This window comes from Microbacterium timonense (assembly GCF_900292075.1).
Classification (GTDB): domain Bacteria; phylum Actinomycetota; class Actinomycetes; order Actinomycetales; family Microbacteriaceae; genus Microbacterium; species Microbacterium timonense.
Genome location: NZ_OLMV01000002.1, coordinates 529838 through 554333 on the forward strand (window position 1 = coordinate 529838; position 24496 = coordinate 554333).

General features: G+C 71.1%; 21 protein-coding genes. 19 read left to right on the forward strand and 2 right to left on the reverse strand.

The window, feature by feature from the left end:
- Positions 1–3 precede the first annotated feature (3 nt).
- The 13 genes from C9992_RS08315 to C9992_RS08375 all read left to right on the forward strand — a co-directional run bounded on the left by C9992_RS08315 (position 4) and on the right by C9992_RS08375 (position 16763).
- Positions 4–1020 (forward strand): LacI family DNA-binding transcriptional regulator, encoded by a 1017-nt coding sequence (locus C9992_RS08315; RefSeq protein WP_106815099.1) that lies wholly within the window; start codon positions 4–6, stop codon positions 1018–1020.
- 74 nt (positions 1021–1094) lie between these two features.
- Positions 1095–2870, forward strand: coding sequence for an ABC transporter ATP-binding protein (locus tag C9992_RS08320; protein ID WP_106815100.1), 1776 nt, complete (start codon positions 1095–1097; stop codon positions 2868–2870).
- Positions 2871–2999: 129 nt separating this feature from the next.
- The gene (locus tag C9992_RS08325; protein ID WP_106815101.1) at positions 3000–4094 is read left to right on the forward strand and encodes a Gfo/Idh/MocA family protein; all 1095 of its coding nucleotides are present in this window, start codon (positions 3000–3002) and stop codon (positions 4092–4094) included.
- A 662-nt stretch (positions 4095–4756) separates the two neighbouring features.
- On the forward strand, positions 4757–6058 hold the full coding sequence (locus C9992_RS08330; RefSeq protein WP_106815102.1) for an ABC transporter substrate-binding protein: 1302 nt from the start codon (positions 4757–4759) through the stop codon (positions 6056–6058).
- Between the two features lie 73 nt (positions 6059–6131).
- Positions 6132–7130 (forward strand): carbohydrate ABC transporter permease, encoded by a 999-nt coding sequence (locus C9992_RS08335; RefSeq protein WP_106815103.1) that lies wholly within the window; start codon positions 6132–6134, stop codon positions 7128–7130.
- Positions 7127–8053, forward strand: a complete 927-nt coding sequence (locus tag C9992_RS08340; RefSeq protein ID WP_106815104.1) for a carbohydrate ABC transporter permease — start codon at positions 7127–7129, stop codon at positions 8051–8053. Before C9992_RS08335 ends, C9992_RS08340 begins: the two co-directional genes overlap by 4 nt.
- Before the next feature lie 45 nt (positions 8054–8098).
- Positions 8099–8743 (forward strand): DUF624 domain-containing protein, encoded by a 645-nt coding sequence (locus C9992_RS08345; protein ID WP_106815105.1) that lies wholly within the window; start codon positions 8099–8101, stop codon positions 8741–8743.
- 46 nt (positions 8744–8789) lie between these two features.
- Positions 8790–10859 carry a beta-galactosidase gene (locus tag C9992_RS08350; protein WP_106815106.1) on the forward strand — a complete coding sequence of 690 codons (2070 nt, stop codon included), beginning with the start codon at positions 8790–8792 and terminating at the stop codon, positions 10857–10859.
- A gap of 63 nt (positions 10860–10922) precedes the next feature.
- Positions 10923–12128, forward strand: a complete 1206-nt coding sequence (locus C9992_RS08355) for a Gfo/Idh/MocA family protein (protein ID WP_200826264.1) — start codon at positions 10923–10925, stop codon at positions 12126–12128.
- Between the two features lie 5 nt (positions 12129–12133).
- Positions 12134–13351 (forward strand): dihydrodipicolinate synthase family protein, encoded by a 1218-nt coding sequence (locus C9992_RS08360; protein ID WP_106815107.1) that lies wholly within the window; start codon positions 12134–12136, stop codon positions 13349–13351.
- Between the two features lie 133 nt (positions 13352–13484).
- Positions 13485–14372 (forward strand): sugar phosphate isomerase/epimerase family protein, encoded by an 888-nt coding sequence (locus tag C9992_RS08365; RefSeq protein ID WP_200826265.1) that lies wholly within the window; start codon positions 13485–13487, stop codon positions 14370–14372.
- 268 nt (positions 14373–14640) lie between these two features.
- Positions 14641–15675: a LacI family DNA-binding transcriptional regulator gene (locus C9992_RS08370; protein ID WP_106815109.1), complete on the forward strand. Its 1035-nt coding sequence runs from the start codon at positions 14641–14643 to the stop codon at positions 15673–15675.
- A 77-nt stretch (positions 15676–15752) separates the two neighbouring features.
- The gene (locus C9992_RS08375; RefSeq protein WP_106815110.1) at positions 15753–16763 is read left to right on the forward strand and encodes a LacI family DNA-binding transcriptional regulator; all 1011 of its coding nucleotides are present in this window, start codon (positions 15753–15755) and stop codon (positions 16761–16763) included.
- A gap of 63 nt (positions 16764–16826) precedes the next feature.
- Here C9992_RS08375 and C9992_RS08380 read toward each other — a convergent pair whose 3' ends face one another.
- Complete coding sequence (locus C9992_RS08380; protein ID WP_106815111.1) at positions 16827–17630, reverse strand: hypothetical protein; 804 nt, start codon at positions 17628–17630, stop codon at positions 16827–16829.
- A 100-nt stretch (positions 17631–17730) separates the two neighbouring features.
- Here C9992_RS08380 and C9992_RS08385 point away from each other — a divergent pair, with 100 nt between their 5' ends.
- Entirely contained in the window at positions 17731–17916 is a 186-nt protein-coding gene (locus C9992_RS08385; protein WP_106815112.1) for a hypothetical protein, read from the forward strand.
- A 50-nt stretch (positions 17917–17966) separates the two neighbouring features.
- Here C9992_RS08385 and C9992_RS08390 read toward each other — a convergent pair whose 3' ends face one another.
- Positions 17967–18548, reverse strand: coding sequence for an alpha-ketoglutarate-dependent dioxygenase AlkB (locus C9992_RS08390; protein ID WP_106815113.1), 582 nt, complete (start codon positions 18546–18548; stop codon positions 17967–17969).
- Positions 18549–18662: 114 nt separating this feature from the next.
- On the opposite strand from C9992_RS08390, the gene C9992_RS08395 reads away from it, so the two are divergent.
- From C9992_RS08395 to C9992_RS08415, 5 genes are read left to right on the forward strand one after another with little or no spacing between them, the layout of a single operon-like run.
- Complete coding sequence (locus C9992_RS08395) at positions 18663–20018, forward strand: Gfo/Idh/MocA family protein (RefSeq protein ID WP_106815114.1); 1356 nt, start codon at positions 18663–18665, stop codon at positions 20016–20018.
- A complete protein-coding gene (locus C9992_RS08400) occupies positions 20015–20965 on the forward strand; it encodes an NAD-dependent epimerase/dehydratase family protein (RefSeq protein WP_106815115.1) in 951 nt (316 codons plus the stop codon). Before C9992_RS08395 ends, C9992_RS08400 begins: the two co-directional genes overlap by 4 nt.
- Positions 20962–21861 carry a 5-dehydro-4-deoxyglucarate dehydratase gene (locus tag C9992_RS08405; protein WP_106815116.1) on the forward strand — a complete coding sequence of 300 codons (900 nt, stop codon included), beginning with the start codon at positions 20962–20964 and terminating at the stop codon, positions 21859–21861. Before C9992_RS08400 ends, C9992_RS08405 begins: the two co-directional genes overlap by 4 nt.
- Complete coding sequence (locus tag C9992_RS08410) at positions 21858–23045, forward strand: mandelate racemase/muconate lactonizing enzyme family protein (protein WP_106815117.1); 1188 nt, start codon at positions 21858–21860, stop codon at positions 23043–23045. Before C9992_RS08405 ends, C9992_RS08410 begins: the two co-directional genes overlap by 4 nt.
- Entirely contained in the window at positions 23042–24487 is a 1446-nt protein-coding gene (locus C9992_RS08415; RefSeq protein WP_106815118.1) for an aldehyde dehydrogenase (NADP(+)), read from the forward strand. Before C9992_RS08410 ends, C9992_RS08415 begins: the two co-directional genes overlap by 4 nt.
- Positions 24488–24496: the final 9 nt, after the last annotated feature.

Here is a 24496-nt window from a genome sequence, read left to right on the forward strand (position 1 = left end):
CGCGTGAAGCGCGTCGGCATCCGCGACGTCGCACAGCACGCGGGCGTCTCGATCAGCACGGTCTCCAACGCCCTGAATCGGCCCGGTACGGTCAGCGAGCACCTCGTGCAGCGCGTTCGTTCGGCCGCCGAACATCTCGGATATGTGCCGCTGCAGGCCGCGCAGCAGCTGCGGGCCGGCCGCAGCGGCCTGCTCGGCATGGCCGTGATCAACATCGCGAACCCGTTCTTCGCCGACATGGTCGCCGGAGCGGAGGATGCCGCGTCCGCAGCAGGCCTGCGCGTGCTGGTGGGCAACTCGGGCGACGACATCGCCAAGGAACGGGATCACCTCGAGCTGTTCGAGCGCGTGCAGGTCGAGGGCGCGCTGGTGAGCCCGTTCGGACCGCTCGAGCCGTGGCTGCAGCGACTGCGGCGCCGCGGCATCCCGGTGGTCCTTGTCGATGCGGTGGACGACCGCGGCGAGCTCGCCTCCGTCTCGTTCGACGACGTCGCCGGCGGACGTCTGGCGACGGAGCATCTGCTCGCGTGCGGGCGCCGACGGCTCGCGTTCGTAGGCGCCCGCGAGGGGGTGCGCCAGGTGCGCGACCGGCTCGCGGGGGCACGACAGGCAGTCGCCGCCCATTCCGCGGCGACGCTCGAGCTGATCTGGACCGAGCGCACGACCTCCGCACTGGGCAGGTCGTTCGGGGAGCTGATCGCGCGCCGCGACCCCTCGCAGCGTCCCGATGGCCTGGTGGTCTCCAACGACCACCTGGCGATCGGGCTCGTGCACGGCCTGGTCTCGCGCGGTGTGCGCGTGCCGCAGGATATCGCCGTGGTCGGCTATGACGACATCGAGTTCGCCGCCATCTCGGCAGTCCCGCTGACCTCGGTGCGCCAGCCCGCGCGCGAGATGGGCAAGACCGCCGCCGAAATGCTGCTCACGCGACGGGGAGCCGCCGACCCCGAGATCGCGAGTGTCGTCTACCGGCCGGAGCTGGTCATTCGCGAATCGACCGTGGCCGGCGCGGGCAGCTGACGGCAGGCAGACCCGGCACCTCCGAGAAGCCGTCGTACCGCGGCTGCGGCATCCGTCTGTAGCATGTCCCGCAAATGCAGAAAACGCTTACCGGAACGATCCGCATCGTTCAGCAGCCTCGTCCCGCCCGATCGGTGCTCCGGCTGCTGGCGCGGCATCCGGCACGGCTCGTCGCCTCGCTCGTCGCCTTCGCGATCAAGGAGATCCCGCTGTGGTTCCTTCCCGTCGTCACCGCGGAGGTCATCGACCTCGTCGCGGGCGGCGGCGAGGTCTCGAGCGTGCTGTTCTGGTTCGCGATCGCCGCCGCGCTGCTGCTACAGAACTACCCCATGCACCTGGTGTACACGCGCAACTTCATGACGGTGGTACGCGACACCGGCGCCGAACTGCGCAACGCGCTGGCGGCGCGCCTGCAGAGCCTGTCGATCGGGTATCACACCCGGGTGAGCTCGTCGATCGTGCAGACCAAGGTCGTGCGCGACGTCGAGAACGTCGAGCTCATGCTGCAGCAGGTCACCCACCCCCTGCTGTCGTCGACGATGGTGCTGATCGGAGCCGTCGCGATGACGGCCATCGCGGTCCCGGAGTTCCTGCCCGTCTACGCGCTGGCCGTTCCCATCGCCCTGGGACTGCGGTGGGCGCTCGGACGCAGGTCGCGGGCGCGCAACGAGGTCTTCCGGCGCGAGGTGGAGGGCTTCGCGGCCCGCGTCGGCGAGATGGCTTCGCTCATCCCGGTGACGCGGGCACACGGCCTCGAACAGACGGCCGTGTCGCGGGTGTCGGCGGGCGCCGACGGCGTGCGCCGGGCCGGGCTGCACCTCGACATGCTCAATGGGCACGTCGCATCCATCTCGTGGGTGACCATGCAGCTTCTGGGCGTCGGATGCCTCGTGCTGGCGGCGGTCTTCGCGCTCACCGGCATCCTCCCCATCACCCCCGGCGAGGTCGTGCTGCTCTCGACCTACTTCGCCCTCTTGACGCAGGGCCTCACGCAACTGCTGATGCTGATCCCCGTCGGCGCGCGCGGCATGGAGTCGATGCGCTCCATCGCGGAGGTGCTGCAGGAACCGGACCTCGAGCAGAACGAAGGACGCAGCGCCGTGCGCGAGGTCACCGGACACCTCGAGCTCGAGCACGTGAGCCATCGCTACGACGGAGCCCAGACGGATGCCGTGCACGACGTGTCGCTCGACATCACGGCGGGCAGCACCGTGGCGTTCGTCGGCTCGTCGGGGTCGGGCAAGTCGACGATGCTCAACCTCGTGCTCGGATTCGTGCGGCCGACGTCCGGGCGCATCCTGCTCGACGGCCGCGACATGCAGGGACTCGACCTGCGCACCGTCCGCCGCTTCGTGTCGGTGGTCCCGCAGGAGTCCGTGCTGTTCGAGGGCAGCATCCGCGAGAACATCGCGTACGGCCTCGATGACGTGCCCGAGGCTCGCCTGCGGCAGGCGCTGCACGATGCGAACGCCGCAGAGTTCGTCGATGCCCTGCCCGACGGGTGGGACACCGTGGTCGGGGAGCGCGGCGCCAGGCTGTCGGGAGGCCAGCGTCAGCGCCTCGCGATCGCCCGCGCCCTGGTGCGCGACCCGCGGATCCTGCTGCTGGACGAGGCGACATCCGCTCTCGATCCGGAGTCGGAGGAGCTGGTCAAGCAGGCGCTGGACCGCCTCATGACCGGCCGGACGACGCTGGTGGTCGCGCACCGCCTCTCGACGATCCGCCGGGCCGATCGCATCGTCGTCCTCGAGCACGGCCGCATCGTCGAGCAGGGCAGTCACGACGAGCTCGTGGCGTCCCCCGGCCGCTACGCGCAGCTGCACGCCACGCAGTCCGGCCTCAAGCGATGACCGTCGAGCGCCGGGTATCCGGCTCCTGGCGAAAGGGTGGGATAGCGCTTACCGGGCGTGCGACCTAATCTGGAACCGGATGCCGGGCCCCCGGCATCCGTTCGCCGACGACCCACGAGGAACCCCACTGTGACCGACACCCTGCGCTGCGCCATCGTCGGCACCGGAGCGATCGCCCACTCCCACGCGGCCGCGATCGCCGCCTACCCGCACGCGCAGCTCGTCGCGGTCACCGACCACAGCCGCGCGACGGCCGAGACCTTCGCGGTGGCATTCGGCGGTGCGGCGGTGTACGACGACCTTGCAGCGCTTCTGGCTGCCGAGCACCCCGACGTCGTGCATGTGTGCACGCCCCCCGGCGCGCACCCCGCGCAGGTGATCGCCGCGTTCGCCGCCGGTGCGCACGTCGTCGTCGAGAAGCCGCCGGCGCCGTCACTGGACCAGCTGCAGGAGATGACGGATGCCGCGACCGCCGCGGATCGGCAACTGGCCGTCGTCTTCCAGCAGCGCACCGGCACCGCCGCCGCGCACGTCAAACGGCTCCTGGACTCCGGGGCACTCGGACGGCCGCTCGTCGCCCAATGCCAGACGCTGTGGTACCGGGATGCCGCATACTTCGCCGTGCCGTGGCGCGGCCGGTGGGAGACCGAGGGCGGCGGCACCACGCTCGGCCACGCGATCCATCAGATCGACCTGCTCGCCTTCCTGCTCGGCGCGTGGACCCGTGTCGAAGGGCGCCTGTGGCGCCTGGACCGCGAGACGCAGACCGAGGACGTGTCCACCGCCACCGTGGTCTTCGAGGGCGGCGTGGTCGCGCAGGTCGTGTCGAGCACGCTGTCACCGCGCGAGACGAGCTCGATCCGCATCGACACGGAGAAGGCGACCGTGACCGTGGACCACCTGTACGGGCACGGTCACGACAACTGGCGCATCACGCCCGCACCGCACGTGGAGCCGGCCGAAGCCGCCGGCTGGGACCTCACCGGACCCGAGGAGGGCAGCGGTCACCTCCCCCTCCTGCGCGATGTGTTCGACGCCCTGCGCTCCGGCGCACCGCTGCCCGCGACGGCCGAGGCTCCCGCCCGCTCCCTCGAGATCGTCGCGGCGATATACGCATCGGCCGACGCCGACGGGCAGGTCATCACGCCGGCCGTACTCGCCGCTCACCCCACGCACCGCACGAGCTTCGCGAGCACCGTCATCGACCTGCGCCCCCCGCGCTGACTTCAACAGGTCAACCGCGCTGACTTCAACAGGTCAACCGCGCTTCCACAGGACGAAGACGCGGCGATCCGTCCTGCGGAACGCCGGTTGACCTGTCGGCGGCCGGGCGCGGGCGACGGCGGGCTGGCGGGCGGCGGCGGGCTGGCGGCATCCTGAGGCACCCAGCGCCCCCGCGCGACTTCAACAGGTCAACCGCGCTTCCACAGGACGAAGACGCGGCGATCCGTCCTGCGGAACGCCGGTTGACCTGTCGGCGGCCGGGCGCGGGCGACGGCGGCGGGCGCGCGGGCGACGGCGGGCTTGGGCGGCGGGCTTCCGGGCGGCATCCTCAGGCATGCTGCGGCACCCTGCCCCCCTGCGCTGACTTCAACAGGTCGACCGCGCTTCTACAGGACGAAGACGCGGCGATCTGTCCTGCGGAAGGCCGGTTGACCTGTCGCCCGGGACGGCGGCGGCGGCGGGCTTCCGGCACCTGGAATGAATCGTTCAAATTCGCGGGCGCCGTCTCTTGCGAAACGTTTTTCGAGCGGGTACGGTAGCTGGCAAGCGCTTTCCGAGATCCTGCTTCTCCGAGATCTGCACCACGGGACGCGCCACCGCACACCCGGACGACGGACGTCTCGCGCGGAGATCTGGACGCAGACGTTCAAGAGAGGACAAGGATGTTCAGCAAGAAGCGGGCGATCGCCGGTGCCGCAGTCGCGGCCGGCGCAGCCCTCGTGCTCGCCGGCTGCGCCGGTGGGAGCGGCAGCACCCCCGACGCGGCCCCGACCTTCGACCCGGACGAGAAGGTCACCCTGAACATGTCGTTCTGGGGCAACGACGTGCGCGCCGACCTGTACAACCAGGTGATCGAGGCCTTCAACGAGGAGTATCCGAACATCACCGTGAACACGTCGTTCCTGGCCTTCCCCGAGTACTGGGAGAAGCGCCAGACCGAGGCCGCCGGCGGCGGCCTGCCCGACGTCATGCAGTTCGACTACTCGTACCTGCGCCAGTACTCCGAGAACGGGCTGCTGCTGGACCTCGACCCGTACCTCGGCAACATCATCGAGACCGACCCGCTGCCCGAGAACATCCTCAGCATCGGCGTCGTCGACGACAAGACCACCGCGATCCCCACGTCCACGAACGCGTGGGGTCTGTTCACCAACCCGAAGCTCCTCGAGGAGGTCGGCGTCGAGGACTTCCCCGGCGGTGACTGGGAGGAGTACACCGACTGGATGGGCGAGATCACCGACGCCGGCGGAGGCACCATCTACGGCGGCACCGACTACACCGGACGCATCCAGAACTTCGAGGTGCAGCAGCGTGCCAAGGGCGAGGACCTGTTCACCGAAGACGGCGAGGTCAACTTCACGAAGGACGACCTGAAGGCCTTCTGGGAGCAGGGAGACGCCGCCCGCGACGGAATCACGCTTCCCGCTCAGAAGGCCGAGGAGCTTCTGCCCCTGTCGGGGTTCGATGCCGGACTCACGGCGAGCGAGCTCACCTGGGACAACTTCGGCGCCGGATACCTCGCCAACCTCGGCGAGGGTTTCACCGAGCTGAACCTCATCGCTCCGCCGGTGACGGAGGAAGGCGCCAAGGACCTCTACCTCAAGCCTTCGATGCTCGAGGCGGTCTCGGCCAAGACGAAGCATCCCGCGGCTGCGGCCACGCTCGTCAACTTCCTCATCAACAGCCCGGAGTCCGGTGAGATCTTCGGCACGAACCGCGGCCTGCCCGCCTCGGAGACGGCGCTGGAGGCCGCGAACCTCGATCCCATCAGCCAGCAGATCAAGGACTACGAGGCGTCCATCGCCGACCGCCTCGGCGACGCTCCTCCCGTGCCGATCAACGGCTACGGCACCCTGGAGCAGAAGTTCCTCGAGATCGGCAAGGAGCTGGGCTTCGGCACGATCACCGTGGACGAGGCTGTCGACCAGTTCTTCTCCGAGATGGATGTCGTCCTGAACCAGTGACGGCCCTGCCGGGTCCGGGGCGTGAGCGCCCGGACCCGGTACCCGAGACCGTTCGCGATCCGAAAGTGTTCCCGTGAGTACTACAGCCACCCGCGTGATCGTCACCGGCCAGGAGTCCTCCCGCCGGTCGTTGTTCCGGAGAGGACGCCCCGAGGGTCCGCTGTCACGTCCGGGTGCCCGTGGTCGTGTGGTGCGGGAGTCGTTGGCGGGGTATGGGTTCCTGGTGCCGTGGTTGCTGGGGTTCTTCGGGTTGACGTTGTTGCCGATGGTGTACTCGCTGTACCTGTCGTTCACGAGCTACAACATCTTCAGCCCGCCGAAATGGATCGGGCTGGACAACTACGTGCGGATGTTCACCAACGACCCCGCGTTCGTGCAGTCCGCGCAGATCACCCTGATCTACGTGATCGTGGGCACCCCGATCACCCTGGCCGCCGCGCTGGGGGTGGCGATGCTGCTGAACTACCGGGACCGGGCGGCCGGGTTCTTCCGCTCCGCGTTCTACGCCCCCTCGCTGATCGGCGGATCCGTATCGGTCGCGATCGTGTGGCGGGCGATGTTCGCCTCCGACGGCCCCGTCGATTCGGGCCTGTCCCTGTTCGGGATCGACCTGGGCGGGTGGGTCGGCAACCCCGCCCTGGTGCTGCCGATGATGATCCTGCTGGCGATCTGGCAGTTCGGGGCCACCATGGTCATCTTCCTGGCCGGCCTGAAACAGATCCCCAAAGAACTCTACGAAGCCGCCGAAATGGACGGCGCCGGCCCCTGGCACCGATTCACCGCCGTCACCCTGCCGATGCTGTCCCCCGTCATCTTCTTCAACCTGCTGCTGGGCCTCATCGGCGCGTTCCAGGTCTTCGCGTCCGCCTACATCATCTCCAACGGCACCGGCGGACCGGCCGGGATGACCAACTTCATCACCGTCTACCTCTACAAACGCGGCTTCGCCGACGGACAGATGGGCTACGCCGCCGCGATCGCCTGGGTCCTGCTGATCGTCGTCGCCATCATCGCCCTCATCCTCTTCCGCACCCAGAAGAACTGGGTCCACTACGCCGGAGACAACCGATGAGCACCACCAGCTTCGGCGAACCCACCATCGCCACCCTCGAACACCAACTCGACCCGGCGCCCGCCCCTGCGCGTCGCAAGATCACCCGCAGAACATGGCAGACGGTGATCTGGCTGATCGTGCTCATCGCGTTCACCGCGATCGTGCTCTACCCGCTGGTATGGCTGTTCCTGTCCACCTTCAAACCCAACAGCGAGTTCGGCTCCAACCCCGGCCTCATCCCCAACAACCCCACCCTCGACAACTACACCAAGGTGATGGACGGCATCGCCGGAGTGCCGATGTGGCGGTTCTTCCTCAACAGCTTCCTCATCGCCGCATCCTCCGTGCTCGGCGTCCTGATCTCCTCATCCCTGGCCGCCTACGCCTTCGCCCGCATCCAGTTCACAGGCCTCAGCATCCTGTTCGCCGCGATGATCGGCACCCTCCTGCTGCCGTTCCACGTCGTGATCATCCCCCAGTACATCCTGTTCAACACCCTCGGCTGGGTCGACACGTTCATCCCCCTCATCCTCCCCAAATTCCTCGCCACCGAAGCGTTCTTCGTCTTCCTGCTCGTCCAGTTCATCCGCCAGATGCCCCGCGACATGGACGAAGCGGCCCGCATCGACGGCGCCGGACACGTCCGCATCTTCTGGTCGATCATGCTTCCCCTCATCAAACCCGCCCTCATCACCTGCGCGATCTTCGCGTTCATCTGGGCCTGGAACGACTTCCTCGGCCCCCTCCTCTACCTCACCAGCCCCGACAACTACCCCCTCCCCATCGCCCTCCGCCTCTACAACGACGCCTCCTCCGGCGGCGCCGACTACGGCGCCACCATCACCGCCAGCCTCCTCGCCCTCCTCCCCGTCCTCCTCTTCTTCCTGGTCTTCCAACGCTTCCTCGTCGACGGCGTCGCCACCCAAGGCCTCAAAGGCTGACCCGGACTCCGGCGAACACACGACTGAGAACGGATGCCGCACCTCATGGACCGCAAGACACTCCGCGCCGCACGACGAGCCGACGCGTCGGGCAGCGGGCCCACGCTCGAAGAGCGCGATCCCGCTCGCTACCCCGGCGCGAGGGGCGCGTTCGCTCTCTTCGGCGAGGTGCTGCTGACAGGCCTGCTCGTCACGGCGGGCGGGATCCTCGTCGTGACACTGCCGGCCGCCCTGGCCGCCGGCATCCGTCACCTCCGCCGATACGCGGCCGCCGAGCAGTCCCACGTGCGCACGTTCTGGCAGGACTGGCGCAAGGCGCTGCCCGGGGGCCTGGTCGTCGGAGTGGCGTGCCTCATCCTCGCCCTCCTGCTGCTGCTCGACATCGACCTCGCGAACTCCGGCGCCCTTCCCGGCGGCGGCGTCATCGCCGTCGTCGGCTGGGCGGGACTGGCAACGGTCGCAGTCGGCCTGCTCCTGGCCGCGGGCGCGTGGACGCCGGGACACGGCTGGCGGCGCGCGGTGAGCGGCATCCCGTCCGCCCTCGCCGCCGATCCCGTCGGCGCGCTGTACCTCGCCGCCGCAGCGGCGCTCACGGTCATCGTCACGTGGATGCTGACCCCGCTCATCATCGCCGGTCTCGGCTGCGCCGCGTTCGCGGTGATGGCCGTGCCCGCGCGCCGGCGCCGCTGACTCTCTCCGTCGCCCCACCCCGAAGCCAGAACAGGAGCCGCTCGACGTGCTGTACGGCGCCGACTACAACCCCGACCAGTGGCCGGAGGAGGTGTGGGACGAGGACGTCCGCCTGATGCAGGAGGCGGGCGTCAACATCGTGAGCCTCGGGATCTTCGCGTGGTCGCGCATCCAGCCCGCCGAGGACGTGTGGGACTTCGAGTGGCTGGATAGGGTGATCGGCAAACTGCACGCCGGCGGCATCGCGGTGAACCTCGCGACGGCGACCGCCTCTCCCCCGCCGTGGGTGAGCGCCACCTACCCCGAGACGCTGCCGGCCGATGAGTCCGGCGCCTCGTACTGGCCGGGCAGCCGGCAGCACTTCGCGCCTTCGTCGCCGACGTACCGTCGCCTGGCCGGCGAGCTCGTGAGCCGGATCGCGCAGCGATACGCCCACCATCCCGCCGTGGTGATGTGGCACGTCGGCAACGAGTTCGGCTGCCACCTGCCGATGGACTTCTCCGACGCGGCCCGTGACGCCTACCGGGTATGGCTGCGCGCCAGGTACACCACGGTCGACGCGCTGAACGATGCGTGGGGCACGAGTTTCTGGTCGCAGCGGTACGGGGCGTTCGACGAGGTCTTCCCGCCCCGCCTGGCCCCGTACAGCCACAACCCGTCGTCGATGCTGGACTTCCGGCGCTTCACGTCCGACATGCTCCTGGAGTGCTACCTCCTCGAGCGGGAGATCCTTGTGGCCGCCGGGGCGACGCAGCCGATCACCACGAACTTCATGGGCCCCTTCAAGCCCGCGGACTACCGGCGGTGGGCGCCGCACATGGATGTCATCGCCGATGACTGCTACCCCGACCCGGCCAATCCGAACCGGGTGCGTGACGCCGCGTTCCAGCGCGATCTCGTCCGCTCCCTCAAGCCCGGCGTGCCGTGGCTGCTCTGGGAGCAGGCGACGGATGCCGTCAACTGGCGCCCCGCGAACGCCGGCAAACGTCCCGGGGCACTCATGGCCGAGACCGCGCAGTCGATCGGGCGCGGGGCGGACGGCATCATGTTCTTCCAGTGGCGCCAGTCGCGGGCGGGCAGCGAGAAGTTCCACTCCGCGATGCTTCCGCACGCCGGCACCGAGACCCGGGTGTGGGACGCCGTGACCGCGCTCGGCGCACGGCTGGCCGCGTTGCCGGATCTTCCGCCGCCGGGCCGCGATGCCCGAGTCGCGCTCGTGTTCGACTGGGAGAGCTGGTGGGGCGTCGAGGAACGCGATCACCCCACCCGGATCGACTATCTCGCGCTCTCGCTCGAATGGTACGGGGCCTTGCACCGGCGCGGTCTCATGGTGGACATCGTCGCGCCGGAGAGCGTCGACGACGGATACGACCTGGTCGTCGCACCCCTGCTGTACCTGCTGCGCGAGGAGGGAGCAGCGGCGCTGGAACGCTTCGTCGCCGGCGGCGGGACGCTCCTCACCGGACCGTTCAGCGACATCGTCGACGAGCACGACCAGTTCCGCGACGGCGGCTTCCTGACGCAGCTCGGCCCCGCGCTCGGCGTGCGATTCGAGGACTTCGGCGCGATCGGCGGCACCGGCGCCGGTGGCACGGGCGTGGGCGCCCTGCCGACGCGGGCCACGCAAACGGGCGGGTCCGTCACCTTCCGGCTCGGGAGCGGCGCCTACCCTGGGCGGCTGGTGGCGGAGCGCGTCCATGCCACGAGCGCCGACGTCGTCGCGGAGTTCACCGACGGCCTGACGGCCGGGGGCGCCGCCCTGACCCGCCACCGGCACGGGGACGGCGAAGCGTGGTACGTCGCCACCCAGCCCGTCGCCGAAGGGCTCGAGGCCGTGGTCGGGCAGGTCGTGCGGGCATCCGGTGTGAGTCCCGTCGTCGCCGACCTGCCGCGCGACGTCGAGGCCGCTCGCCGCGGCGACCTGGTGACGCTCATCAACCACGGAGACACGCGCGTCGACATCGCGATCGAGGGGACGGATGCCGAGACCCGCGCCCTCGTCGACCGCGTGCGACTCGACCCTCAGGGCGTCGCCTTCGTCCTGGTGCCGCGCACCGAGATCCCATCTTCCGCCTCGACGCGGGGCCGTGCGGTTGCGCGGCATCCCCGCCCGTGACACACTGTCGGAAAGCGTTTACCCACCGCCTGCGCGCTGGGTCTCAGAGAAGAAAGCAGAACCGTGACCGATACGACACTCGCCCCGGCCCCGGCATCCGTCCCTCCCGCCACCGACGGCGTCCGCGAGGTCGGCATCATCATGAACGGGGTCTCGGGCCGCATGGGCTACCGTCAACACCTCGTGCGCTCGATCCTGGCGATCCGCGACCAGGGGGGCATCGAGCTGCCCGACGGCACGAAGCTCACCGTCAAGCCGCTGCTCGTCGGCCGCAGGGAGGGCAAGCTCGCGGAGCTTGCCGCCCGGCACGGCATCGAGGACTTCACGACGGATCTCGACGCGGCTCTCGCCGACCCGCGCTGGGAGATCTACGCCGACTTCCTCGTGACGAAGGCCCGCGCTTCCGCGCTGCGCAAGGCGATCGCCGCCGGCAAGACCATCTACACCGAGAAGCCCACGGCCGAGACGGTCGATGAGGCCCTTGAGCTCGCCAAGCTCGCGCAGGAGGCGGGGGTCAAGACCGGCGTCGTGCACGACAAGCTGTACCTTCCCGGCCTGCAGAAGCTCAAGCGCCTCATCGACTCGGGCTTCTTCGGGCGCATCCTCTCGGTGCGCGGCGAGTTCGGCTACTGGGTGTTCGAGGGCGACTGGCAGCCCGCGCAGCGCCCGAGCTGGAACTACCGCGCCGAGGACGGCGGCGGCATCATCGTGGACATGTTCCCGCACTGGAACTATGTGCTGGAGAACCTGTTCGGCGAGGTGAAGACGGTCTATGCGCAGGCCGCCGTGCACATCACGGACAGGTGGGATGAGAAGGGTGAGCGCTACACCGCCACCGCCGAGGACGCCGCGTACGGCATCTTCGAGCTCGAGGGCGACATCGTCGCGCAGATCAACTCCTCGTGGACCGTGCGCGTGAACCGGGACGAGCTCGTCGAGTTCCACGTCGACGGCACGCATGGCTCAGCCGTCGTCGGCCTCTTCGGCGCGAAGATCCAGCACCGCAACGCCACGCCGAAGCCGGTGTGGAATCCCGATCTCGCCGACGACCACGACTACCGGGCGGACTGGGCCGACGTGCCGACCAACGACGTCTTCCAGAACGGCTTCCGTCAGCAGTGGGAGGAGTTCCTCACCTCCTACGCTCTCGGCACCGACTACGCGTTCGACCTGCTGTCGGGCGCCCGCGGCGTGCTGCTGGCGGAAGCGGGCCTGCAGTCCAGCCGCGAGGGTCGCAAGATCGAGCTGCCCACCCTGACGCTGGGCTGATCCGGATGCCGCAGCTCACGCTCCTCTCCGACGCCGGTGTTCTCTCGGCTGTCGAGCTGAACGACGTCCCCGGGTATTCCCCGCCACATGGCCCGCTCCGCAGCCGCGTCGCGTACGCCGCTGCACACGTGGTGCCGAAGACCTGGGCCGACAACACCCCCGGTCAGCCTGCCGAGATCGACTGGGACGCGACGCTTGACTTCCGTCGCGCCGTGTACTCGTGGGGCCTCGGCGTCGCCGACGCCATGGACACCGCCCAGCGCAACATGGGCCTCGACGCCGCAGCGACCCGCGATCTCATCGCCCGATCGGCTCAGGTCGCACGCGAAGAGGGCGGCTCGGTCGTGGTCGGGGTCAACACCGACCACATCGACGCCGACCGCATCTCGCTCGACGAGGTCATCGACGCCTACAAGGAGCAGCTGCATTTCACCGAGGATCAGGGTGCCGGTCCCGTGCTCATGGCGTCGCGCCACCTCGCGCGAGCCGCCGCGTCGGCCCAGGACTACCGCCGGGTGTACCAGGAGGTACTCGCCGCCGCGACGACGCCCGTCGTGCTGCACTGGCTGGGCACGGCCTTCGATCCGGTGCTCGAGGGGTATTTCGGCAGCGACGACTGGCGCGCGGCATCCGACGTGCTTGTCGAGATCATCGACGAGAACGCCGACAAGGTCGCGGGCGTCAAGATGAGCCTGCTCGACGCCGCATCCGAGGTATCGGTGCGCGAACGCCTGCCCGAGGGCGTGCGGATGTTCACCGGCGACGACTTCAATTACGTCGGACTCATCGGCGGGCAGGATGTGCCCGAAGCCACCCAGCCGCAGCGCAATCCCGACAGCACGCGTCAGCATTCCGATGCGCTGCTGGGCGCGTTCGCCGCGATCACGCCCGTCGCGTCCGCGGCCATCCAGGCTCTGGACGCCGGTGACCCGTCCCGGTACCTCGAGATCCTCGGCCCGACCGAGCAGCTCAGCCGTCAGATCTTCGCCGCACCCACCTTCTATTACAAGACCGGCGTCGCGTTCCTGGCGTGGCTCAACGGCCACCAGCCGGCGTTCCAGATGGTGGGCGGCCTGCACTCGGCGCGCAGTCTTCCCCACCTGTCGCGGATCATCGAGCTGGCGAACTCCTCGCGCGCCCTCGAGCAGCCCGAGTTGGCGGCCGCCCGCTGGCACGGGATGCTCCGCCACAACGGGGTCGACGTCCCGGGGGCGATCGCGTGATCACGGCGATCCAGAGCTCCCCGTTCGCGCCCGGTGTCGAGGCATCCGTGTCCCCATCGTTCGCCCTCATGTCCCGAATTCGGTCGATCGGCACCCCCAGGAGCGAGCGAAATCGGGACATGCCTCGGAAGGAATGCCTGTGAGCGCCGTCGACCCGCGCCTGTCGATCAACCAGGCGACCATCAAGCACGCCGACCTCGCGACCGCGCTTCGCGTGACCGCCGCGGCGGGCGTGCAGGCCATCGGCCTGTGGCGCGAACCCGTGCAGGAGGTCGGTCTCGCCACCGCGGCGTCGATGCTCGCCGACTCGGGGCTGCGCTTCACGACGCACTGCCGGTCCGGTTTCTTCACGATGCCCGAGGGACCGGCGCGGCGGGCATCCATCGACGACAACCGTCTCGCGATCGAAGAGGCAGCCACCCTCGCCGCGGCGGGCGCCGAGGGGTCGACCGCGATCCTCGTGCTCGTCGCGGGCGGGCTGCCGGAGGGCTCCCGCGACCTGAAGGGCGCGCGTGAGCGCGTGCGCGATGCGATCGGGGAGCTGGCAGCGGATGCCGCGGCCGCGGGCGTGACGCTCGCCATCGAGCCGCTGCATCCGATGTACGCCTCGGACCGGTGCGTCGTCTCGACGCTCGGTCAGGCGCTCGACATCGCCGCCGACTTCGACCCCGCGGTTGTCGGCGCCACGGTGGACACGTTCCACATCTGGTGGGACCCGGACGTGCTCCCGTCGATCGAGCGGGCCGGCCGTGAGGGCCGCATCGCGACGTACCAGGTGTGCGACTGGAAGACGCCGCTGCCGGCGGATGTGCTGCTGAGCCGGCACTACCCGGGCGACGGCGTCATCGACTTCGCCTCGCTCACGGCGGCGGTGGAGGCCACCGGTTACGACCGCGACATCGAGGTCGAGATCTTCAACGAAGACGTGTGGGCCGCCGATCCGGCTGAGGCCGTGCGGCGCACGGAGGCCGGCTTCGCGGCATCCGTCTCTCCGCACCTGCGCGCCCGCGTCGCGCGTTGATGCCGGACTCTTCGACCTGTCCGCTCCGACGCCGCGACTGGCACGGCTCACGGCCGCGAGCGGGGATGGCGGATGCCGACGCCCCGGCTACGTGCGCTGCTCGGCGCGCGCTACACCGGCGCGTGGCAGACGCCGCACACGAGATGACGGGCGTCATGCAGGACCAGGCGCGCGCGTATCTGCGGGACGCGCTGGACCGGTGAATCGCGCGGGAAAACCGTTTCCCGCGTCCGTGGTCGAGGCCGGGTCAGGGCCTAGACTCTGGCCTGTGAGCGAGATCATCGGCCCCGGGCGAGGCGCCGCCACCCTGCACGACGTGGCGCGGGAAGCGGGCGTCTCGCTGGCGACCGCGTCGCGAGTGCTCAACGGCTCGACTCGCAAGGTGGCCGACAGCTACCGCGAGCGCGTCGAGGCTGCCGCCGAGAAGCTCGGGTACACCGCGAACCTGTCCGCCCAGGCGACGGCGCGCGGCACCTCCGCGATCGTGGCGCTGCTGGTCGCCGACATCGCCGACCCGTACTTCGGCCAGCTGGCGGCGGGAGTGGCCCGCGGCGCCGACGAGGCCGGCCTCGTGGTCACGATCGCGATCACCGAGCGCGATCCACAGCGTGAGGTCAAACTCGTGCGCGCGCTGCGCGGTCAGCGTCCCCGTGGACTCATCCTCGCGGCATCCCGCGTGGAAGGGCCCGACGCCGTCGGACTGGAGGACGAGCTCGACGCCTTCTCGAACATGGGCGGGCGCGTGGTCGTGGTGGGGCCGGGGGGCGGCGCGGCGCGATCGGTCGCGGTCGACAATCAGGGTGGCGCAAGGGCTCTGGGCGCCGAGCTCGCTCGCGTGGGCTACCGCGAGGCGATCGTGGTCGCGGCATCCGAGGGCATCCGCACCTCCGACGACCGGCTGGCGGGCTTCACCGAGGGCTTCACCGGCGCCGGCGGCGCGATCCGCGACGTGCGCCGCGCCGGCTTCACCCGCGACGAGGGTTACGCCGCCGGCTCGCAGCTGCTGCGGGAAGACGTCCCCGCGGGCACCCTCATCTTCGGGATCAGCGACGTGGTCGCGATCGGCGTCATGTCGGCGGTACGTGACGCGGGACGACAGGTGGGGGCCGACATCGCCGTCGCCGGCTTCGACGACATCGCCACCGGCCGCGACATCCGGCCTGGCCTGACCACCGTGCGCGTGCCGCTCGAAGATCTCGGATACCGTGCGCTCCACGCGGCGACGGACCCGGACTGGGATGCCGACGAGCCGCCTCTCCCGCTGGAGGTCATCGTCCGCGGGAGCACGCCGCCCCGCGACTGACGCCGCGGGCGCAGCCCGGTCGCGCGTCGCACCCGTCCGGATAGGCTGAGGCCGCCGAGCGACCCAAGGAGTCACGGATGCCTCGACAGCCCCGAGCCGACGGAACACCGCGCATCACGATCGCCGATGTCGCCGCCCGCGCGGGGGTGTCGCTGTCGACCGTGTCGCGCGCACTGAACGGCAACCCCACGGTGGACCCGGTGCTGGTCGAGCGCGTGAAGGATGCCGCAGCTGCCCTCGACTACACCGCCAGCCCCGTCGCCCGCAGCCTGGTGCTGGGGCGCACGCAGACCGTCGCTGTCATCGTGCCCGACCTCGGCAACCCGACCTTCCAGGCGATCCTGCGGGGACTCAGCCGCGCCGCCGCGGCGGACGATTACCACGTGCTGGTCGCCGACTCCGCTGAGTCGATCGAGGAGGAGCGGGTGCTCGCCGGAGCCACGCGGCGCAGGACGGACGGCGTCATCCTCTGCTCGCCGCGACTGCCGCAGGACGAGCTCGACGAGGTGGTCGGCGGCCTGCGTCCCGTCGTGCTCATCAACCGCACCTCCGGCGACGTGCCGTCGGTGGGTGCGGACTATGGAAGCGCCCTCGCCGCCGAGCTGGCCCATCTCCACGAGCTCGGACACCGGCGCATCGTCTTCCTCGCGGGCACGGCCCGCAGCGTGGCCAACGCGGCGCGCCTGGACGCGATCGCCGCCTTCGTCGCCGCGCATCCCGGCACCGAGGTCACCGAGATCCCCTGCGGCGTGGACTTCGAGGCCGGAGCGGCGGCGGGCGAGGTCGTCCTCGCCTCGGGCGCCACGGCCGCCCTCGCCTTCAACGACCTCGTGGCCATGGGGCTGCTGAGCGCTGTGCAGGCCGCGGGACGCCGAGTGCCCGACGATCTGTCGATCGTCGGGTTCGACGACATCCCGTTCGCCCGCTATACGACGCCGCCGCTCACCACCGCCGCGGTGCCGGCCGCCGAGCTGGGCGCCCAGGCCTGGTCGCGCATGCGGGAGCTGCTCGACGGCGCGGAGCCGGCGCACCCGCTCACCCTGCTGCCGGAGCTGACGGTGCGAGGCACCACGGGTCCTGCAGCCTGACCGCGAACCGGCGCTGCTCTCGCCGCCGAGGTCGACGCGCTCGGTCGCGGATTCAGGGCGGGCTCAGGGGCTCAGGGGCGCGCGCTGCGGCGGCCCGTACACGTACACATCGACGTGGTCGCTCTGCAGGACCAGGCGGATCAGGCCGCCGGACGATGAGTCCGAGACCAGCAGCTCGGCCGGTGCCATCGCGCCGTAGGGCGCACAGCCTTCGGCCCCGGTCCCTTCACCGATCCCCTTGGCCGGGTCGGCGACGAGGAGACACATCGTGCCGAAACGGGACCGTCCGCCCCACACCGCGAGCCCGTCGAGGCTCTCGTACCGGCGCAGCTGGTCGGCGGCCAGCCCGAGCCGGTCCAAAGTGGCGTGCGGATCGGCGGGCTCGCCGCCACCGGGAACGCGCAGCAGCACGACGTCGGCCGCGGTGCCGGCGGCCGCGGCCGTCGGGACCGGCTCCACGGGCGACCCGGCGAGCGACGCGGCCTGCGCCGCCACGAGCGCAAGCGCCGCCACCGCGCCGGCCCGCAGCGTCCATCGCGGGCGGCGTCGCCGCCGGTCGTCCGCGCGGTCGAGGCGCGCGGGGGCGGCGACGGTGGGAGGCCGGCCGCTCACGGGCATGTCGAGCGCGGCAGGAGCGGGCCTGGGTGGATCGGCGGAGTCGGCCGCCGGGGGCGCCGCGCGGTCGAGCCGGCGGCGATGGATGTCCTCGAGCTCGGCGAGACGGGCCTGGGCAGCCTCGTCGCCCCCGATGTCGGCATCCGGTCCGTAGGCGCGGCGGCGCAGGAGCGCGAGCTCGTCCGCCTCCGCGAGCTGCTCGGGCTCCGCGAGCTCGCCCGCCGAGCCGGCGGACCGGCGCGGTCCCTGCATGCGCTCATTATCCGCGCGACGCTCACCCGCCGGAAGGGACGCCTGCGACCCCGACGAACGCCTCGCGCAGATGCTCGCTAGCCTGGGGCAAGGAGGCATCATGTCGAACGACGATCGAGACATCCGACCCGGTTCCGAGGCGGACCTGGCCATCGAGCGGGCGCTCCAGGGCGCCGGTCTGCGCGCGGGCGACGCCGCCGGCACGTCATCCGCCTTCCTCGTGGAGGATCGCGAGCCGTCGGCGGTGGAGGCAGGCGCCGACGCGGCAGGCGTCGACGGAGACTAGGTCCGCACGGCTGGGCCCCACGTGGCGCTCGCGAGGGGCGCGCGAGGGGTCTACCGAGGTGACTCGGCGGTGGTGCGACCGAGTTGACGGAAGGTCACCGACCACCGGTCCGCGCGCACGGCGGGAATCGAGTGCTGCCACGTCCACCGAGCCGCACCCGTGAGCGCGTAGGCCGAACGAGGGGCCAGCGGCTGCTCGAAGACGCGGCGCTCGCCACCGGCGGCCGTCCGCTGAAACCGCATCACACAGGGCGAGCCGAGTGAGACGCCGACCACCACTCCGCCGAACGCCCGCACATCCTTGTGCCAGCTGATCGTCGCCCCCGGCGGGTAGAACGACACGAGCGCCTCGACGAAGCTCCGGGGATCGACGTCGCTGAACCGGGCCGCGGCCGCCCGCAGCGCCAGGAGGTACTCGGGGATCGGCGCGACCTCGGAGGTGGAGCGCGTGTCGAAGTCGTAACCCACGCCGAAGTGCGCGGTGCGCCGCCGCGAGGGAACGCCGTGCATCACCAGTGGCGTCACCTCCAGCTGGGCGAGTCGCTCGAGCAGCGCGGCTTCCTCCGCCTCCGAGATGAGGTCCTCGGCGTACTGCAGTCCCGAAGGCTGCTCGACCACTCCACGCATCGCCATGGGCCCAGTCTCCCGCGCGGGCCCGATGGCGCACACGGGTTGACGAGACGACGTTCCCGGGCAAGGCGGCGCATCGGCGTGATAGCGTGAGAAAACGTTTCCTGAAGGAGTGAGATGAGTCGTCGTCGGTATGCCCTCGTCGGCGCGGGACACCGCGCCCAGATGTACGTCGAGGCGATCACCGGTCGCTATTCCGACGAGGCCGAGCTCGTGGCCGTCTGCGAGCCGAACCCCGTGCGCGCCCGGTACCACGTCGACCGCGTCGTCGCGTCAGGCCATGCGGCGCCGACCGTCTACGGCCCCGACGACCTCGAGACGATGATCCGCGACGAGCGCGTCGACCGCGTGGTGATCTGCGCCCGCGACGACCTGCACGCGCCCTTGATCGTGCGGTCCCTGGATGCCGGAGCCGACGTGGTCGTCGAGAAGCCGCTCACGATCGATGGGCCGAGCGCCGCGGCCATCGAGGACGCGATCGACCGCACCGGCCGCGAGGTCGTCATCACGTTCAACTACCGGTACTCGCCCCGCAACTCCGCGCTCCGCCAGGTGATCCAGGACGGCACGATCGGCGAGGTGACCTCGGTCGACTTCTCCTGGGTGCTCGACACCAAGCACGGGGCCGACTACTTCCGGCGCTGGCACCGCGAGAAGGAGCACTCGGGCGGGCTCCTCGTGCACAAGGCGAGCCACCACTTCGACCTCGTCAACTGGTGGATCCGCTCCGCCCCGCGCCGTGTGTTCGCCTCGGGCGGGCTGCGGTTCTACGGCGCCGCGAACGCCGCGGCCCGCGGCATCCACGACCGTCCCGCCCGCGGCACGCACGACGGCGGCGACGCCTTCGAGCTCGACCTCCGCGACGACGCCCGCCTGAAGGCGCTGTACCTGGATGCCGAGCAGCACGACGGGTACCTGCGGGACCGCGACGTGTTCGGCGACGGCATCACGATCGAAGACAATCTCGCCCTCGTCGTCGACTACGCCTCCGGCGCGACGCTCAGCTACTCACTCAACGCCCACTCTCCGTGGGAGGGCTACCGCGTCGCGGTCAACGGCACTCACGGCCGCGCCGAGCTCGAGGTCGTCGAGCGCGGCGCGGTGCTGGCAGACGAGGGCCTCCACCCCGTGATCGACCCGTCCGCCGTCGACGCCGGACCCTCGGGATCGCTGCGACCCGAAGGCGAGCGCCTCCTCGTGCAGCGGCACTGGGAGGCGGCATACGAGGTGCCGATCACGAGCACCGGTGACGGCCACGGCGGTGGCGACGCCCTGCTGCTGGCCGACGTCTTCGAAGGACCCGGCGAGGACCCGCTGTCCCGCCCGGCCGACTGGCGCGACGGCGTCCGGTCCATCGCGGTCGGCATCGCGGGCAACCGATCGCTGGAGACGGGCCTGCCCGTGCAGGTCGCCGATCTCGGCATCCGCTTCCTCGCGGCCGACGGCGCAGCGGCGCCGCGCATCGGATCATGAGCCGCATCGTCGTCACGGGCGGCGCCGGGCGCCTGGGCCGCAGTCTCGTCGCCGGACTCGCCGACGCCGGCCATGAACTGGTCTCGCTCGACCGCGCCGTCTCGGACGCCGGCGAGCTGCAGGGCGTGGAGCAGATCGCGGTGGACCTGACCGACACGGATGCCGCCACCCGCGCGATCTCCGACGCTCGCGCCGACGCGCTCATCCATCTGGCCGCGATCGCCGTGCCGTTCAGCGCGCCCGAGGAGGTGATCCTCCGCACGAATGCCGCCATGGCGCTCGGCGTGCTGTCGGCGGGCGTCGCGGCCGGCATACCGAGGATCGTCACCGCATCGAGCCCGACCGTCCTCGGCTACGGCGCGCCGACCGGCTGGCTCCCCGAGCGGTTGCCGCTGGATGAGACCACGCCGGCGAAGCCGTGGAACGCCTACGCCCTGTCGAAGCTCCTCGCCGAGCAGACGATCGCGATGCTCGCACGGCAGACGGGCGACAGCACGCGATTCGCCGCGTTCCGCCCGTGCTACGTCATCGCCCCTGAGGAGTGGCGCGGCGCTCTCACCCAGCAGGGCCACACCGTCCGGGAGCGCCTGGACGATCCGGCGCTGTCGGCGCCGGCCCTGTTCAACTACGTCGACGCGCGGGACGTGGCCACCTTCATCGACACCCTGCTGCTGGCCCTGCCCGAGATCCCCAACGCGGAGGTGTTCTTCGTCGGCGCCGACGACGCGCTCGCCCGCCGGCCGCTTGCCGAGCTGCTGCCGCGCTTCGTGCCGGGAACCGAGGGACTGGCCGCAGGCCTCACCGGCAGCGCGCCGGCGTTCTCGAACGCCAAGGCCCGCAGGGTGCTCGGCTGGCGGCCCGTGCATACCTGGCGCGGTGAGCTCGGCGAGGCCGCACCCGAGACCTCCTCCTTCCCCGATCCCGCCCGAAAGGACGTGCTGGCGTGAACTTCGACGGCATCCTCTTCTTTCCCGTCACCCCGTTCGACGCCGCCGACCGCGTCGACGAGGACCTCCTGCGACAGCACGTGGGCACCACCCTGGCGCACGCTCCCGGCGGCGTGTTCCCCGCGTGTGGGACGGGAGAGTTCCACGCGCTGTCCACCGACGAGGCCGTCCGCGTCGTGCAGATCGCCACCGAGACCGTGGCGGGCCGCGTGCCGGTGGTCGCGGGCACCGGTGGGCCCCTCGGCCACGCGACCGCGCTCGCTCGTGCCGCCGCCGACGCCGGCGCCGATGCGCTGCTCGTGCTGCCGCCGTACCTGGTGGGCGGTCCGCAGGCGGGCCTCGTGGCCTACGTCGAAGCAGTGGCGGCGGCATCCGATCTGCCCGTCGTGATCTATCACCGCGCCAACGCCCAGTACTCCGTGGAGTCCGTGCGGCGCCTGGCGCAGAACCCGAAGGTCGTCGGCTTCAAGGACGGCGTCGGCGATGTCGGGCTGGCGCAGCAGATCGTGCGTGCGGTGGCGGCCGAAGGACGCGACGACTTCGCCTTCTTCAACGGCCTGCTCACCGCGGAGCTCACGCAGGGCGCGTACCGCGGCATCGGCATCCCGCTGTACTCCTCGGCGGCGTTCGCGATGATCCCCGAGGTCGCCGACGCGTACTACCGCGCGTACGTCAGCGGTGACGAGGCGCGCCGCACCCAGCTGCTCGACGGGTTCTACTCGCCGCTGGTGCAGCTGCGCGACCAGACGCCCGGCTTCGGCGTGTCGCTCATCAAGACGGGGCTCAGGCTGGGCGGGCTGCCGGTCGGCTCCGTGCGTGCGCCGCTGGTCGACCCGACGCGCGCGCAGGAGACGCGCCTGGCCGAGATCCTCGAGGCCGGGCGAGCACTGCTATGACGCGAGCACAGCCGACCGCAGACGCCGAGCCGGGTGTCGACGCGACGATCACCGCCTTCGACGCCCGGCTCCTCCGCGTGCCGCTGACGCGCCCGTGGGGAGCGGACGTGACGTCGGTCGGTGTCGTCGCGACCCACGTCATCCGCTCGGACGGCGCCGAGGGCTGGGGCTTCTCGTGGACCCCGCAGATCGGCGCCGAAGCCGTGCACGCGCTGCTGACGCACGACATCGCGCGGTTCGCGATCGGGCGGTCCGCCGACCCCGGCTCGGAGTGGCTCCCGCTCTGGCAGCACCTCCACGAGGCCGGGGGCGGGGGCCTCACCACGATCGCGATGGCGGGCCTGAACCTCGCGCTGTGGGATGCCGCAGCACGGGCCGCCGGCACGTCGCTCACCGGATTCCTCGGGGCGCAGCGCGACAGCGTCACCGCGTACGGCTCCGGCGTCAACCTGCACTATCCGCTCGATGAGCTGGTGGCACAGGTGCACCGGTGGGTGGACGCCGGTTTCGACGCCGTCAAGGTCAAGGTCGGCAAGCCCGACGTCGCCGAGGACCTCGACCGCCTGCGGGCGGTGCGCGAAGTGCTCGGCCCCGACCGCGCGCTCATGATCGACGCCAACCAGCGGTGGGACCTCGACCGCGCCACGCGCGCACTCGATGTGCTCGCCGAGGTGTCGCCGGCCTGGATCGAAGAGCCCCTGCGCGCCGATGATCTGTACGGCCACCTCGAGCTGGCGGGGCGGCTCGCCGGCTCCAGCGGCATTCCCATCGCCGTCGGCGAGAACCTCCACAACGTGTACCGCTTCGACGACTACCTCCGCACGGGTGCGGCGCAGATCGTGCAGCCCAACGTCGTGCGGGTCGGCGGCATCACCCCGTTCCTCGGCATCGCGGCGATCGCCGCCGAGTACGGCGCCTCGCTCCACCCCCACCTGCTGCCGGAGCTCTCGGGCCAGCTCGCTCTGTGCCTGCGGCCCGTGCCGGGCGTTCCCGCGCCTATGGTCGAGGATGTCGAGGATGCCGGCTTCGGCCCGCTCGGCGCCCTCGACGGCCCATCGCCCGTGCGCATCGCCGACGGAACCCTGACCGAAACGCCCCACGCCGGCCTCGGCATCCGCTTCACCCCGGTCGTCGAGCGAACGAAGCGAGCCGAAACGCCCCCGAAGTCCCCGGAGATCCCATGACCACGACTGTTGGAGAACTCGACGCTCTCGCGACGGCTGCGGCGGCAGCCGCCCCCATCTGGCGAGCCTCGGACGCCGCGACCCGCGCCGCGTGGCTGCGCGCCGCCGCCGACGCTCTGGACGCGCACGCCGAGGAGCTCGTCACGACCGCCGATGAGGAGACCCGCCTGGGCCAGGCCCGCCTCCGGGGCGAGGTCGCCCGCACGACGGGGCAGCTGCGCCTGTTCGCGACGGTCGTCGAAGAGGGTTCGTACCTCGAGCTCACCGTCGACGATGCGGATCCGACGGCGACGCCACCCCGCCCCGACCTGCGGCGCATGCTGGTGGGGGTCGGACCCGTCGCGGTGTTCTCGGCCTCGAACTTCCCCTTCGCGTTCTCGGTGGCAGGCGGCGACACGGCTTCGGCGCTCGCGGCCGGGAACCCGGTCATCGTGAAGGCGCACTCGGGGCACCCGCGGCTGTCGGAGCGGACGGCCGCGATCGTGTCCGCTGCGCTGACCGCGGCCGGTGCGCCGCAGGGATCCCTCGCGCTCATCGAAGGCCGTGAAGCGGGCAACGCGCTGGTGCAGCATCCGGTCATCCAGGCCGCCGGGTTCACCGGGTCGCTCAGCGGCGGCCGCGCGCTGTTCGACCTCGCCGCCGGCCGCCCCGACCCCATCCCGTTCTACGGCGAGCTCGGCTCGGTGAACCCCGTCGTGCTCACCGCAGCCGCCGTGGCGGAGCGCGGCGAGGAGCTCGCGCAAGGCCTCGTCGGCTCGTTCACCCTGGGCGTCGGACAGTTCTGCACGAAGCCGGGCGTTGTCTTCGTCCCCGAGGGCGCCGGGTTCGAAGGCCTCGTCGCGCGGTTCGCGGCGGGAGCCGCGGGCGGTCCCCTGCTCACCGACCGCATCACGTCGGCCTTCCCGTCGGGGATCGAGCACCTGGAATCGGACCCGTCGGTCGCCGTCGTGGCCCGTGGTCTTCCGGCCGAGTCCGGGTCGGCGCAGCCCATCGTGCTGTCGACGGATGCCGCGGCCGTCGCCGCCCGTCCTGGAACGCTCCTCGAGGAGTGCTTCGGGCCGGTCACGCTGCTCGTGCGCTACTCCTCGCCCGATGAGCTGCACGCCGCGCTGGAGGCGGTGCCCGGCTCGCTCACCGCGACGCTGCACTCCGAGCCGTCCGACGATGTCGCGGCGGTGCGGGAGGTGCTCGTCCGCAAGGCCGGCCGGCTGCTCTTCGCCGGGTGGCCGACGGGTGTCGCGGTCACCTGGTCGCAGCAGCACGGCGGCCCGTGGCCCGCCACCACGTCGCTGCACACGTCGGTGGGCGCCACGGCGATCCGCCGCTTCCTGCGGCCGGTGGTGTTCCAGGACGCCCCGCCGGCGCTGCTGCCCGACGTGCTGCGCGACGAGACGCTCGCGACGCTGCCCCACCGCCGCAACGGCGTGCTGCGCGTGCCCTGACGTCACGGC